Origin of the sequence: Stutzerimonas stutzeri, assembly GCF_000952685.1 — a bacterium.
Taxonomy (GTDB): Bacteria; Pseudomonadota; Gammaproteobacteria; order Pseudomonadales; family Pseudomonadaceae; genus Stutzerimonas; species Stutzerimonas stutzeri_E.
The window spans coordinates 297,164-310,590 of sequence record NZ_JYHV01000029.1; the positions used below are offsets into that span (position 1 = coordinate 297,164).

12 protein-coding genes are annotated in these 13,427 nt (G+C 62.0%); 6 read left to right on the forward strand and 6 right to left on the reverse strand.

What is annotated here, in order from left to right; genetic code table 11:
* Positions 1-19: 19 nt before the first annotated feature.
* Positions 20-973, reverse strand: a complete 954-nt coding sequence (locus tag UF78_RS16065) for a GlxA family transcriptional regulator (protein ID WP_045163204.1) — start codon at positions 971-973, stop codon at positions 20-22.
* Positions 974-1,092: 119 nt separating this feature from the next.
* On the opposite strand from UF78_RS16065, the gene UF78_RS16070 reads away from it, so the two are divergent.
* Complete coding sequence (locus UF78_RS16070) at positions 1,093-1,716, forward strand: cysteine hydrolase family protein (protein WP_045163206.1); 624 nt, start codon at positions 1,093-1,095, stop codon at positions 1,714-1,716.
* 35 nt (positions 1,717-1,751) lie between these two features.
* On the opposite strand, the gene UF78_RS16075 is transcribed toward UF78_RS16070, so the two are convergent.
* The gene (locus UF78_RS16075) at positions 1,752-2,492 is read right to left on the reverse strand and encodes a Mut7-C RNAse domain-containing protein (RefSeq protein WP_045163207.1); all 741 of its coding nucleotides are present in this window, start codon (positions 2,490-2,492) and stop codon (positions 1,752-1,754) included.
* Between the two features lie 77 nt (positions 2,493-2,569).
* Positions 2,570-3,352, reverse strand: a complete 783-nt coding sequence (locus tag UF78_RS16080; protein WP_025242676.1) for a sulfite exporter TauE/SafE family protein — start codon at positions 3,350-3,352, stop codon at positions 2,570-2,572.
* Positions 3,353-3,556: 204 nt separating this feature from the next.
* Here UF78_RS16080 and UF78_RS16085 point away from each other — a divergent pair, with 204 nt between their 5' ends.
* The gene (locus UF78_RS16085; RefSeq protein ID WP_045163208.1) at positions 3,557-4,585 is read left to right on the forward strand and encodes a ribonuclease Z; all 1,029 of its coding nucleotides are present in this window, start codon (positions 3,557-3,559) and stop codon (positions 4,583-4,585) included.
* A 56-nt stretch (positions 4,586-4,641) separates the two neighbouring features.
* Entirely contained in the window at positions 4,642-5,145 is a 504-nt protein-coding gene (locus UF78_RS16090) for a TonB-dependent receptor domain-containing protein (RefSeq protein WP_230623674.1), read from the forward strand.
* Between the two features lie 90 nt (positions 5,146-5,235).
* Here the strand turns inward: UF78_RS16090 and UF78_RS16095 are convergent, their stop codons facing one another.
* Positions 5,236-6,141 (reverse strand): LysR family transcriptional regulator, encoded by a 906-nt coding sequence (locus tag UF78_RS16095; RefSeq protein ID WP_230623675.1) that lies wholly within the window; start codon positions 6,139-6,141, stop codon positions 5,236-5,238.
* A 105-nt stretch (positions 6,142-6,246) separates the two neighbouring features.
* Here UF78_RS16095 and UF78_RS16100 point away from each other — a divergent pair, with 105 nt between their 5' ends.
* Positions 6,247-7,161 carry an alpha/beta fold hydrolase gene (locus tag UF78_RS16100; RefSeq protein WP_080890640.1) on the forward strand — a complete coding sequence of 305 codons (915 nt, stop codon included), beginning with the start codon at positions 6,247-6,249 and terminating at the stop codon, positions 7,159-7,161.
* Positions 7,162-7,222: 61 nt separating this feature from the next.
* On the opposite strand, the gene UF78_RS16105 is transcribed toward UF78_RS16100, so the two are convergent.
* The gene (locus UF78_RS16105; protein ID WP_045163210.1) at positions 7,223-7,780 is read right to left on the reverse strand and encodes a TetR/AcrR family transcriptional regulator; all 558 of its coding nucleotides are present in this window, start codon (positions 7,778-7,780) and stop codon (positions 7,223-7,225) included.
* Positions 7,781-7,871: 91 nt separating this feature from the next.
* On the opposite strand from UF78_RS16105, the gene UF78_RS16110 reads away from it, so the two are divergent.
* Positions 7,872-8,603 carry an SDR family oxidoreductase gene (locus UF78_RS16110; protein ID WP_045163211.1) on the forward strand — a complete coding sequence of 244 codons (732 nt, stop codon included), beginning with the start codon at positions 7,872-7,874 and terminating at the stop codon, positions 8,601-8,603.
* A gap of 26 nt (positions 8,604-8,629) precedes the next feature.
* Positions 8,630-9,220 carry a 2-hydroxychromene-2-carboxylate isomerase gene (locus tag UF78_RS16115; RefSeq protein ID WP_045163212.1) on the forward strand — a complete coding sequence of 197 codons (591 nt, stop codon included), beginning with the start codon at positions 8,630-8,632 and terminating at the stop codon, positions 9,218-9,220.
* Between the two features lie 35 nt (positions 9,221-9,255).
* Here the strand turns inward: UF78_RS16115 and hrpA are convergent, their stop codons facing one another.
* Positions 9,256-13,338, reverse strand: a complete 4,083-nt coding sequence (gene hrpA, locus UF78_RS16120; protein WP_045163213.1) for an ATP-dependent RNA helicase HrpA — start codon at positions 13,336-13,338, stop codon at positions 9,256-9,258.
* Between the last annotated feature and the right edge of the window lie 89 nt (positions 13,339-13,427).

A 13,427-nucleotide genomic window follows, 5' to 3' on the forward strand; every position in this document is an offset into this window, starting at 1 on the left:
CGAAGCGGGTGATACCTCTTCAGCCACGGCCGCGAAACGCTTGCCGGTAATGGCTGGGCGATATGCCGAGTGCCTTGCTGAAGTGCTGCCGTAGCGAAACCGGCGAGCCGAATCCTGCCAATGCGGCGATCGCATCGATGGGCTGATTGGTGCTTTCCAGCAGACGCTGGCTCAACGCGATACGTTCGGCCAACAGCCAGCCGCCAACAGTGGTGCCGGTGTGCTGCCGGAAATGCCGGCTGAAGGTGCGACGGCTCATCAGCGCTTTTTCCGCCAGGCTATCCAGCGTATGCGGCAGGTGCAGGCTCGCCCGCGCCCAGTCCAGCAATTCGCCGAGACGGCTGTCCCGGCGGCTGGTCGGTAGGGGTTGCTCGATGAACTGCGCCTGACCGCCCTGCCGGTGAGGCGACATGACCAGGTGCCGCGCCACCTTGTTCGCCACCTCAGCCCCCCAGTGCTTGCGCACCAGATACAGACAGCAGTCCAGCGCCGCCGCCGTTCCAGCCGACGTCAGCAAATTAGCGTCATCCAGATAGAGCACATCGCTGTCCACCTGAATCCGTGGATGCTGCGCCTTGAAATGCTCGACCCACGCCCAGTGCGTAGTCGCGCGACGGCCTTCGAGCAGCCCGGTTGCGGCCAGCACGTAAGCGCCCAGGCAGAGCCCGACCAATGTCGCTCCCCGTTGATGAGCTGCTATCAGTGCTGCGAGCAGCGCGGCCGGTGGTGCCTCGTCGCCATCGCGCCAACTCGGAACGATCACCGTATCGGCCTGCTCCAGCGCTTCCAGCCCGTGCGCCACATTCAATTCGAAGCCCGCGGTGGTACGCAGCGGTCCGGCTTCGGCAGCGCAGACATCGACGGCATAACGGTGCGTGCGTGACATGGCATCGCCGAACACCATGCACGGAACGGAAAGATGAAAGGGACTTATCTGGTCGAAGGCGACCACGGCGATTCGGTGCAGTTGCATGGCGAGATGTCGGCTGGAGTTGGCCCGATCTTATCGCAAGTTGTCATTCGGGCCACTCACTCTCTCGGGTCGAGCGACGAAACAATGCGGTCGCCCCCAACTTCGAATGAGGACACACCATGAGCCAGCCAAAACGCGCGCTGATCGTCATCGACGTGCAGAACGAATACGTCACCGGCAACTTACGTATCGAATATCCCGATGTGCAACTATCACTGTCGAACATCGCCAGAGCCATGGACGCGGCCCGTGCGGCGGGCATCCCGGTAGTGGCCGTGCAGCACATCGCGCCGGAAACATCGCCGCTGTTCGCCCGCGGCAGCCAGCAGGCCGAGCTGCATCACACGGTCGCGGCGCGATCACATGACCTGCACGTGGAGAAGTCGCTGGCTAGCGCATTGGTCAACACCAACCTGGGCGCCTGGCTGCGTGACCGGCAGATCGACACCCTGACGGTGGTCGGTTACATGACCCATAACTGCGACAACTCCACAGTGGTGCAGGCGCACCATGAAGGCTGGAAGGTCGAGCTGCTGCACGACGCCACCGGCTCGCTGCCCTACCAAAACTCGGCCGGTGCAGCCAGTGCCGAGGAGATTCATCGAGCCTTCACGGTGGTGATGCACACCGGTTTCGCAGCCGTGGCGAGCACCGATCAGTGGCTCGAAGCGGTGAACACCGGGCAACCGCTGTCGCCGGACAATATTTACCTGTCCAACCAACGGGCGATTCAGGCACGCTGATCACCCAACTGAGCGTGACGCATACCCCATTGCGTTCAGTCCGCCGTCATCGACCCCAGCAAGGCTCGCATGTCCTGCCAGTGCGAGCCCTCCCAGAAAATCCTGCCGCAGCAATCGCAGCCTACGAATCGCTTATGGCGTTCCAGCACGCGCGGCGGCACACGGTCGCGCGCAGTCTGCTTGTCGATCTCGGAGAGTGGCCGGTTGCAACGCATGCATAGGCTGAAGGGGCGAGCATGGATGGCCAGGTCCAGGCGCTCATACAACTCACGCAACTGCCCCGCCGGCTTGAGCGCGTGCACGTAGCAGCCATGCTTGACCACCCGGTGCATGAGCAACGCGCGGTCACGGGTTAGCAGTACTCGATCCTCACGATTGGCCAGCGCGGTCATCGCCGCATCTTCGTAGCGGTTGTCGAAGAGCGTATCGAAGCCGGCCATGCGCAATAGCCGGGCGAGGCCGCCCAGATGGGCATCGGCGACGAACCGCGGCGGGCCGCTCGGGAGCGGCTGCATGGATGTCAGTCCAGTAATATCCAGTCGTTCGAATTTCGGGTAGACGGCAATTCGATCACCGTCATTGATAGCCCAGTCGAGCCCGGCCGGGGTTCCATTGGCCAACACCAGCGCCACCTCGGTATGCGGCACGCCGAGGGCTTCGATCATGTGCTTCGTGGTCGCCGCCTGCGCGCATGAACAACTGAAAGCCTGTCCGCGGCGCTCGACCGGAAGGAAAGCGTTGAGCCTGGCGTAGAAGCGGAATGTCGCTGTCGTCATGCATGTTCAGCGACGCCAGCCGCGATGATGTTCATAACGGAACGCGCGGTGCGTCGCGCCTCCGAAAAAGGATGCGGTCAGATCAGCTTATAGCCGATGGCCGCCAACATTACCGCCATGCAGGGTCGCAAAAAGGAGTCCGGAACACGGCCGGACAGGTTGCTGCCCAGGTAAATGCCCGGCAACGAACCCATCAGCAGATAGGCCAGAATGGTCCAATCCATGTTGCCCATGCCAGCGTGCCCAAGTCCGGCGACCAGCGTCAGCGGCACCGCATGGGCGATTTCCGTTCCGACCAGACGGCGCGTGCTCAGCAATGGATAGAGAAAGAACAAGGCCACGGTACCCAGTGCGCCGGCACCGATGGAGGTCAGCGTCACCACTGCGCCGAGCACCATGCCGACCACAACGGTCAGCACGTCCAGGCCACGAGGCGATAGCCGCGGGGTGGGTCCGGACAGGCGAGAGGCGAGTACCAACAGACGCTTCTTGAACAGCACGGCCAGCGCGGTGAGCACCAGAACGATGCCCAGCGATTGTTTGATCACCGCGTTGAGCGTGTCCTGATCGCTATGTAACCCCTTCAATATCCAGAGCATCGCCGCTGCGGCCGGCACGCTACCCAGCGCCAGCCAACCGGTAATGCGCCAATCGATGTTGCGATTCTTCTGATGGACCCAGACGCCACCCGCTTTGGTGATCGCCGCGTAGAGCAGATCGGTGCCGACAGCGGCTGCGGGGTTGACGCCGAACCACAACAGGATCGGCGTCATCAACGAACCACCACCAACCCCGGTCATGCCGACGATGAACCCGACCAGCAGGCCGGCTATCACAAAGCCAAGAACACCAAACTCCATCGTTCAACCCCAAAGTGGGCCCAGCAGGCCTTATCAGATGGCCGCCAGCATAACCGCGCGAGTTAGCAATTCTTAATATAAGTTTGTGCTTTCTTAGTAGCTAAAAAGAATATGCATCGAAACCCCGACGGTGCGAGGCAAAGGCGAACTTCTGCGCGACGATTGGAGTCGCCATACTGACGGCACGAATCAGGGAGCCCTCGTGTGGACCTTCTATTTCTCGGCACCTCATCCGGTACCCCGACCAGGGCACGCAACGTCAGCGGACTGGCACTGTTGGAAGACAGCGGCAAGGGCTGGTACCTGATCGATTGCGGTGAAGGCATCCAGCATCAATTGCTGCGCACGCCACTGACCTTGCATGGCCTGCGCGCGATCTTCGTTACGCATGTCCATGGCGATCACTGCTACGGATTGCCCGGTCTGATTGCCAGCGCCGGCATGGCGCGGCGGCAGGAACCGCTGGATATCATCGCCCCGGCCGCAATCGAAGGATGGGTGCGTGCCACGCTGGAAATGAGCCAGAGCTGGCTGCCCTACGCGTTACGCTTCCATGCCACCGAAACGTTCCAGGGCTGGCGCAATCTACAGGTACGTGTCGAAGCCACCGCCCTCTCCCACCGCGTGCCGAGCTGGGGCTACACCTTCAGCGAAACCCGGCCGGACCCGCGCCTGAACATCGACAAGCTCGACCACGACGGCATACCTCGCGGGCCGCTCTGGGGCGAGCTGATACGCGGCCACGATGTCGAATATGCAGGCCGCACCCTACGTAGCGAAGACTACCTGCTGCTCGGCCGTTCGCCCCGACGTATCGTCATCGGCGGGGACAACGACCGCCCCGAACTGCTCCGCGACGCCTGCCAGGGCGCGCATGTGCTCGTCCACGAAGCCACCTACACCCTGGCCATCGCCGAAGCCGGCAAAGCCGATTTCGGTCACAGCACGGCCGCCCGGGTCGCCACCTTCGCCCAGGCCGTAGGCGTTCCGAATCTAGTGCTGACGCACTTCAGCGCGCGTTATCAGAGCGCCCCGAACCAGGGTTTATCGATCGAAGACATTCGAGCGGAAGCGGCCGAACGCTACAGCGGGCAGCTCACGCTAGCCGAGGACCTGTTGCGATTGAGATTGGACAACAAGGGACAAATGCAACGGGTTGAACGCCTTGCTCGAAAGCACAACGAGGCGGAGGGCACAGCCCAGCGAAGTGATGGAACCGCAGACGATCCTTGATCTGACCGGCGACACTCGCACAAATATTCAACCAGACCGAACTCAAGCAGAACGCCATGATTGCCGGCAGAACCATCAACGGCTGTATGGCGTGGGGTTCGGCTGTCAGGAGAAGGACCAGCAGTTCTACAACTAGGACGATGTGGAGCGCGTACCGGTTTACGGCACTGCAACCTGTTCCGTTCCAGGCCAATAGAAAGACCGGCGATGGCCTGAACACGCAAGAGACGCTCGGATTCTACGTCCAGGACATGATCGAACTGTCGCCACATTGGAAAGCGCTGTTGAGCGTGCGCTATGACGAATTCGACCAGACATTCCGTGACGACTTCAACGGCAAGGCGGAACTGGAGCGCACCGACTACACGCTCAGTCCCCGTGCGGGCCTGGTGTGGCAGCCGGATGACGTGCAGTCCTACTACCTCTCGGTCAGCCGCTCCTATCAGCCTTCCGGCGAGATGTTCCAGGTCAGCGCGTCTAACGTCGAATTCGACCCGGAGAAACCACCAACTACGAGCTCGGCGCCAACTGGAACCTGCTGCAGGAGCAGCTCACGTTGACTGCTGCGGTGTTCCGCCTGGAACGCAACGCGCAGGCGCCTCGTCACGCAGCCGTGCGCTTCAGGCAACCGAAACCCGCGTGTTTTACACCTATGAGCGCACGGCGTCTGCCCACTCTTGAATATGTTTCCAGAGACGCATGGCGACAGGCCCATGTGGACGGTCGCGTCGACGGCTGGCTACCAGCTCTTCCGTCACGCCGGGAAAGTGCCGTCCGGCAATGGAAATAAGACGTCCGTTTCGCAATTCTTCTTCGATCATGAAAAGCGGCAAGTGCCCCCAGGCCATGCCCTGCAGGACGACCTCGGCCTTCATCGAGTGGTCGGCCACGGTGCACTGGGGCGATCCGTCGATGACGAAATGGCTGACATCACCAGGATCATGCGCGGTGTCCCGAAGGATGCATTGCGTGAGTCCGCGCATCTGCTCGGGGGTGATCGCGTCGGTCTGAGGAAAGGGCAGAAAGCCGGGCGCTACTACCGGAACCAATGAGATGACTCCCAGATCCACCCACTCCAATTGAGGATTGGTTTTATCGATGCGGTGCAGAATCAAATCCGCCTCGTCATTGAACAACCGTTCCCAGGGGCCAGTGACCGCTTCGAAGTGAAGCTGCAGCCGCGTGCCTGGGCATTGTGCGAAGAAGCTGCTCAACATCCCCAGCACCTGCGGACGGGGACATAGGTCGCCAATAACCACCCGCAACCCCGTTTCTTCCCCCATCGCCAATTGCTGAGCATGAAGGGAAAAGGCTTCCGCCTCTTGCAATAGGTGCTGCGCCCTATCGTAGAGGGCCAGCCCTGCCTGAGTGGGGCACACACGGTAGCCGGCGCGATCAAGCAGAGCCACGCCGAACTGCCGCTCTAACTTGCGCAGGGCTGCAAAGACCGCAGTATGAGAGCGGTGCAAAGCCGCCGCAGCAGCCTGGAAACTGCCTTCTCGTACCACGGCCTCGAAGCAGAGCAGGTCCTGCAGAGTGAACTTGTACATGTTCATAAAAACTGTCGATGATCGTTCAATCTTTGTAATTTCTTCCTAATAAACTCGCAACTAGCATTCCGGCTGAATTCACCTCAAGGCACCACGCCGAAGGAGCTCCGAATGCTGCGCACGCTTACCTCCCTGCTCACCAGTTTCGTATTGCTTGCCCCAGCATTTCCGAGGGCGGTACAAGCGAACGACACACCCAATCCCGCCGAGGCACACCCCGCACAGGCGAGTGCGCAGGCCCTGTCTTTCTTTACGACTGGAGATGGTACCCGTATCGCTTATCGCCTCGATGGCTCGGCAGACAAGCCGGTGTTGGTGCTATCCAACTCCATCGGAACGAATCTGCACATGTGGGATACCCAGATTCCCGTTCTGGCCAGGCACTTCCGCGTGCTGCGTTATGACATGCGAGGGCACGGCGCATCCGATGTGCCACCCGGCGCGTACTCAATCGGTAGGTTCGGTGGAGACGTGATAGAGCTGCTGGATGCCCTCGATATCGAGCGCGCCCATTTCCTGGGGCTCTCGCTCGGTGGATTCGTCGGTCAATGGCTTGGTATCCACCGCCCCGAACGCATCGATCGCCTGATTCTCAGCAACACCGCAGCCTATCTAGGGCCGACCGAGCAATGGGATCCGGCGATCGCCGCCGTGCTCGAAGCGCGAGACATGCAGAGCACCGCCGAAGCCTTCCTGCGTAACTGGTTTCCTGCGCGAATGCTGGCAGTAGAAAGTCCCGTCGTGGCGCAATTCCGGACCATGCTGCTGGAAACCGATCGGCAAGGCATCGCGGGCTCTTGGGCGCTGGTACGGGATACCGATATGCGGCGCACCATCGCCCTTATCCCCAATCAAACCTTGATCATTGCCGGGAAGCACGACGCGGTAACTACCGCTGCGCACAGTGAAGCCATGGCCGCTGCTATTCCCAATGCTCGATTGCTGGTTCTGCCGGCAGCCCATTTGACGAATATCGAGTATCCAACTGAATTCATGCATGCGGTGCTGGCCTTCCTCCGCAGCTGACGCGCCTGGCTCGAATCTGCGCATCAGCCCAAAGGCAGGCTAATCGGCCGCTGTCGGTCGCTCAGTTCTTGGCGATAGCCGCATGCAAATGGCCACGACTCGCCTCTAGCACCTCACGTTGAGTGTCTTCACTGGCCAGCATGCGCGCCACGACCAATGCACCGACGCATTGGGCAATCAGCGCCCAGGCCAGCTGGGCATCCTCCAGCGCGGCGGCCCAAGCCTGTTGCAGGGCACAGAGCCAATGTTCAGCCTCCTCGCGCACGGGCACATCGGCACGGGCAATCTCCGCGCCCAACGCCGGGATGGCGCAGCCGGCCTCCGGGTTGTGCAGGTGGGCCAGGCTCAGGTAACCGTCGAGGCAGCGCTCAAGCCTGGTCCGATCCAGAACACCGTCGCGCGCAAGAATCGGGCTTTGCGACAACTCGCGCCGCACCACCTCGGTAAACAGGTCGCTCTTGGATGGAAAATGACTGTAGAACGCGCCCCCCGTCAGGCCGATGGCTTTCATCAGTCCATCGACACCGGTGGTGGCGAAGCCGCCGCGCTTGGCGATGGCGCCGCTGCTTTCGACAAGACGCTGTCGGGTTTCCTGCTTGTGGCTGGCGGAGTAACGCATACAGCACAACCTCTTTGAGTCACTTGACGATAGGCCGAGCGTAACATAACGTTCGTTTACCTAACGATCGTTTAGCAAGAGAGCGCACCCCATGGATAACAACAATCGTGTCGCCATGATCATCGGCGCCGGGGATTCTACCGGCGGTGCCATTGCGCGGCGCTTTGCCCGTGAGGGCTACGTGGCTTGCGTCACCCGGCGTAGCGCCGACAAGCTGCAGCCGCTGGTCGACAGCATCATTGCCGAGGGCGGTCGTGCCCATGGCTTCGCCTCCGATGCGCGCAAGGAAGATCAGGTAGCCGAACTGGTCGAGACCATCGAGCGCGATATCGGCCCAATCGAGGTGATGGTGTTCAACATCGGCGCCAACGTGCCGTGCAGTATCCTCGAGGAAACTGCGCGCAAATACTTCAAGATCTGGGAAATGGCTTGTTTCTCTGGCTTCCTTACCAGCCAGGCGGTGGCCAGACGCATGGTGACCCGCGGGCGCGGCACCATTCTCTTCACCGGTGCCACGGCCGGTTTGCGTGGAGCTGCCGGCTTCGCTGCCTTCGCCGGGGCCAAGCACGGCATCCGCGCGCTGGCGCAGAGCATGGCGCGCGAGCTAGGCCCGATGAACATTCACGTGGCCCACGTAGTGGTCGATGGCGCCATCGACACCGACTTCATTCGCGACAGTTTTCCCGAGCGCTACGCCCTCAAGGACCAGGACGGCGTGCTCAATCCCGAGCACATCGCCGACAACTACTGGCACTTGCACAGTCAGCCACGCGACGCCTGGACCTTCGAACTCGACCTGCGCCCCTGGATCGAGCGCTGGTAATCCCCCCTTCCCTTTGGAGTTGCGACATGGACAAGACCGTGGAGTTTTTCTTCGACCTCGGCAGCCCGGCGGCGTATCTCGCCTGGACCCAATTGCCCGCGCTGTGCGAACGCGCCGGCGCAGAGCTGCGTTATCGGCCCATGCTGCTCGGGGGCGTCTTCCAAGCCACCGGCAATAGCTCGCCGGCGACCGTTCCGGCGAAAGGCCGTTACATGACGACGGACCTGTTGCGCCATGCACGCCGCTACGATGTGCCGTTCGACTTCAACCCGCACTTTCCGATTAATACGCTGGCGCTGATGCGAGGCGCAGTCGGCTATCAACTGCAGCAACCCAAGGATTTTCCGCGTTATCTGGACGCCCTGTTCAAAGCTCTCTGGGTCGATCAGCGCAACCTCGGCGACGAGCGGATACTAGCAGCGGTCCTGGCGGAAGCCGGCCTCGAGCCCGAGCAGTTCCACGCCTTGGTCACCGATGAGCACGTCAAGAACGCTCTCAAGGCGAACACCGAAGAAGCCGTGCTGCGCGGCGTGTTCGGTGCGCCGACGTTCTTCGTGGGCAGCGAAATGTTCTTTGGACAGGACCGGTTGGGCTTCGTCGAAGAAGCCTTGAGCTAGCGCCCAGACCGTATGCCCGGCCTGGCGATGCGCCGTCAGGCCTCGACCTGTCCCCACTGCTTGTTCAGTCGCTTGTCCGATACCGCGACTTTCGTCCCCAACTGCTGGGCCCAGAGCGATACGCGGTATTCCTCAAGCATCCAGCGGTACAACGCCAGTTCCGGATCGCGCTTGCCTTCTTGCTGATGCTTCTTCAGGCGTGCCTGGTACTGCTCCCAATAGCCGGCCAATTCGCCGGACCAGACGCGATCACGCTGTAACTGCGCGCCGATCTTTTCGAAGCGCTGCTCGATGGCCTTGAGATAGCGCGGGTATTCCTTGAGCCATTCAGCCGACGTTTCGCGCACGAAGCCGGGATAGACCAGATTGCCGAGCTGCGCCTTGATGTCGTTGAGCGTCACGGCTTGGGCCAGATCGATCTTGCCTTTGAAGCGCTTTTGCAACCCATGCCAGAGCTTTAGGATTTCCAGTACCTGCCGCGCGAGGCGTTCGGCATGCGACGTCCAGTCGCCACGCTTTCGCTCCGCGAGCGCAGCCAACGCCGCGCCGTCGCGGGGTAGCGAGGCTTCCCCATCGAGGATGCAACTGTCGAGGCTGGCCAGCAGGATGTCCTCGAGCAACGAATCCACCTTGCCCATCTCGCGGTAAAGCAGCGCCAGGTCGGTAAGGCCCGGCAGTTTGCTGCGTAGGAATTTCGCCGGTTCGCTGAGTTGCTGCAACAACAGTCGCTGCAGAGCGCGGCGGTGCTGATATTCGGCCTCCGCCTGGGTCGGGAAGCGGCCTTCCTTGACCACGCCACCCTCTTCCACCAAGGCGGGATAGACCGTCATCGACAATCCGGCCATCTTCGCCTGAGCCGTTTGTGCCACCTCAGCGAAGGCCTTGGCTTCGACTGGTTTCTGCTCCGCCTTTTGCTGCGGTGGCGCCAGCGCGGCCTGGCTGGCCTCGGAGAAGCGCGCAGTGAGCTCAGCCAGATCGCGTCCTTCACCCAGGTACTTGCCGCGACCATCGACCACTTCGATGTTCATTTTCAGATGGCTGTCGAGCTGGTTCGCTGCCTCGTCCCATGCCTCTTCAGACACGCGGGCGCCCGTCATGCGCAGCAGTTCGCGGCCCAACGCCTCGGCCAACGAGCCCTCACCGAAGCTGACCTTCGAAAGCGCAGCCCTGACGAAATCCGGCACCGGCACGAAGTTTTTGCGGATGGCCTTGGGCAGGCCGCGCACCAACGCTACGGCCTTGGTTTCGAGAAGCCCGGGCACCAACCATTCGAGCCTTTCGCTGCGCAGTTGCGGCAGCAGCGGTGCCGGCACGCGCAGCGTCACGCCATCGCGCGGATGGTTGGGTTCGAAGTGGTACTCGAGCGGCAATTGCAGTTCGCCGATGTGCAGCTGATCCGGGTACTGCGCGCTAGTGACCTCACTGGCATCACGGGCGAGCACATCCTCGTCCCGCATCATCAGCAACTGCGGGTCTTTCGCACTTTCGCGCTTGTACCAGCTCTCGAAGCTGGCGGTCTGATAGATGTCCTGCGGCAGACGCGCGTCGTAGTAAGCGAACAAGGTGTCCTCGTCGGCAATGATGTCGCGCCGGCGGGCCTTGGCTTCCAGTTCGTCGAACAGCTCCAGCAGCTCACGGTTGGCCGTTAGCGCCTTGGCGCGGCTGTGCATTTCGCCGCGTACCAGCCCTTCACGGATGAACAGCTCACGTGCCGCAGGCGGATCGATCGGACCAAAATGCACCGGCCGGCGCGCGACGATGATCATGCCGTATAAGGTCACCTGTTCGAATGCCACCACTTGACCGCGCTTCTTTTCCCAATGTGGTTCGAAGTGGTTGGTCTTGGTCAGATGCTTGGCGAGGGGCTCGATCCAGTCCGGCTCGATCTTCGCCACCATGCGCGCAAACAGCTTGGTGGTCTCCACCAGTTCGGCCGCCATGATCCAGTTGGGCTTCTTGCGCCCGATGACGCTCGACGGATGCACCCAGAAGCGTCGCTGCCGCGCGCCGAGGAAGTCGCCCTCCTCGGTCTTGTGCCCAACCTGGCTGAGCAAGCCGGAGAGGATTGCCTTGTGCACGGCGGCATAGCTCTTGGCTTTCTGTGCCGCCTCGCTGGCTTCGGCTTGCTGGGCGAGCTTGACGTTGACCTTTTTATCGGTGGTGAGCGCGGGCTGCTCGATGGAAGAGGCCCCGCCGTCTTCCACCTTACGGGAGTCGGCCTTTTTGGCGGATGGCTGACCGGGACCAGCCGTTTCCTTGCGCTTGCCCAGATTCAGCTCACGTGCGATCAGGGTCAGCTGCCGATGCGCATCGCGCCATTCGCGCAGCCGCAGATAGTTGAGGAAGTGCTTCCGGCACCAGGTACGCAGCGGATTGGAGCCGAGCGCCTGGCGCTGTTCTTCGAAACCGCGCCAGAGGTTGATCAGCGCAGCGAAATCCGAGTCCGGGTCCTTCCACTGGGCATGGGCCTGGTCGGCCTGCTGCTGACGATCGGCCGGGCGCTCGCGCACGTCCTGCACCGACAGCGCACTGGCGACGATCAACACCTCGGCGAGGCTGCCTAGGCCGGCCGCTTCCAGCAGCATTCGACCCAGACGTGGATCGATCGGTAGACGCGCCAGCTGCCGCCCGAGCGGCGTCAGCTGATTCTCGCGGTTGACCGCCGAAAGCTCCTGCAACAGGTTGAAGCCATCGCTGATGGCCTTGCCGTCCGGCGGCTCGATGAACGGAAAGTCCTCGATCTGACCGAGGCGCAAGTGCAGCATCTGCAGGATCACCGCCGCCAGGTTGGTGCGCAGGATCTCCGGATCGGTGAATTCCGGTCGAGAGAGAAAATCCTCTTCGCTGTACAGACGAATGCAGATGCCCGGCTCGACCCGCCCGCAACGGCCCTTGCGCTGATTGGCACTGGCCTGAGACACGGCCTCGATCGGCAGTCGCTGGACCTTGGCGCGGTAGCTGTAGCGGCTGATACGCGCAGTGCCGGAGTCGATCACGTAGCGAATGCCGGGCACGGTCAGCGAAGTTTCCGCGACGTTGGTCGCCAACACGATCTTGCGGCCGGCAGCGGGTCGGAAAATCTTCTGCTGCTCGGCCGGCGTCAACCGCGCATACAGCGGCAGCACCTCGGTAAAGCGCAGATTGGCCTTGCGCAGCACCTCGGCGGCGTCGCGGATCTCGCGCTCGCCGGGCAGGAACACCAGCACATCGCCGGGGCGCTTGCCAATGCTCTTCTCATGGGCGTCGATCTCGTCCAACGCGGCAAGGATGCCCTGATCGACGGTGAGGTCGTCCTCGACCCGGTTGCCATCCTCATCGGTTTCTGCCGCCAGCGGCCGGTACCAGGTTTCGACCGGATACGTACGCCCCGACACTTCGACGATGGGCGCATTACCGAAGTGTTCGGAAAAGCGTTCCAGATCGATGGTCGCCGAAGTGATGATCACCTTCAGATCGGGCCGACGCGGCAGTAGGGTTTTCAGGTAGCCGAGCAGGAAGTCGATGTTGAGGCTACGTTCGTGCGCCTCGTCAACGATGATGGTGTCGTATTTCTCCAGGAAGCGGTCGTGCTGGGTCTCGGCCAGTAGGATACCGTCGGTCATCAGCTTGATCAGCGAGCTGTCCTTGCTCTGATCCTCGAAGCGCACCTGATAGCCCACCAGCTCGCCCAGCGGCGTGCCGATTTCTTCGGCCACTCGGGTCGCCACGCTTCGCGCCGCCAGCCGGCGCGGTTGGGTATGGCCGATCAACCCGTGCACGCCGCGGCCGATTTCCAGGCAGATCTTCGGCAGCTGAGTGGTCTTACCCGAGCCCGTCTCGCCCGCAATCACCAGCACCTGATGCTTGCGCAGCGCCTCCTTGATCTCCTCACGCTTGGCAGCGATCGGCAGGCTGTCGTCGTAGCGCATGGCTGGCACGCTCTGCCGGCGCGCCTCGACCTTGGCCACCGAGGCCTGGAAACGCTCGAGCCACAGGGAAAGGTGCTCGTCTTCGAGCGGCGCATCGCCGGCCTTCTTGCGCAGGTCATGCAATTGACGACGCAAGCGATGACGGTCGGCAAACATGGTCTGATCGAGGTTTTCCAGGAGTTGTGCAAAAGCGGGCGTTGCGTCGGTCATGGACAGCCGTAAGCGATTTCGTGAAGGACGCGATTGTCGCAGATTTAGCCGGCTGGCCGTAGGGAAAGGGACTGATGGAAAAGACCGCG

Coding starts and splice junctions, on each gene's coding strand:
- UF78_RS16065 (WP_045163204.1), bottom strand. CDS start 973: ATGCAACTGCACCGAATCGCCGTGGTCGCCTTCGACCAGATAAGTCCC.
- UF78_RS16070 (WP_045163206.1), top strand. CDS start 1,093: ATGAGCCAGCCAAAACGCGCGCTGATCGTCATCGACGTGCAGAACGAA.
- UF78_RS16075 (WP_045163207.1), bottom strand. CDS start 2,492: ATGACGACAGCGACATTCCGCTTCTACGCCAGGCTCAACGCTTTCCTT.
- UF78_RS16080 (WP_025242676.1), bottom strand. CDS start 3,352: ATGGAGTTTGGTGTTCTTGGCTTTGTGATAGCCGGCCTGCTGGTCGGG.
- UF78_RS16090 (WP_230623674.1), top strand. CDS start 4,642: ATGATTGCCGGCAGAACCATCAACGGCTGTATGGCGTGGGGTTCGGCT.
- UF78_RS16095 (WP_230623675.1), bottom strand. CDS start 6,141: ATGAACATGTACAAGTTCACTCTGCAGGACCTGCTCTGCTTCGAGGCC.
- UF78_RS16100 (WP_080890640.1), top strand. CDS start 6,247: ATGCTGCGCACGCTTACCTCCCTGCTCACCAGTTTCGTATTGCTTGCC.
- UF78_RS16105 (WP_045163210.1), bottom strand. CDS start 7,780: ATGCGTTACTCCGCCAGCCACAAGCAGGAAACCCGACAGCGTCTTGTC.
- UF78_RS16110 (WP_045163211.1), top strand. CDS start 7,872: ATGGATAACAACAATCGTGTCGCCATGATCATCGGCGCCGGGGATTCT.
- UF78_RS16115 (WP_045163212.1), top strand. CDS start 8,630: ATGGACAAGACCGTGGAGTTTTTCTTCGACCTCGGCAGCCCGGCGGCG.
- hrpA (WP_045163213.1), bottom strand. CDS start 13,338: ATGACCGACGCAACGCCCGCTTTTGCACAACTCCTGGAAAACCTCGAT.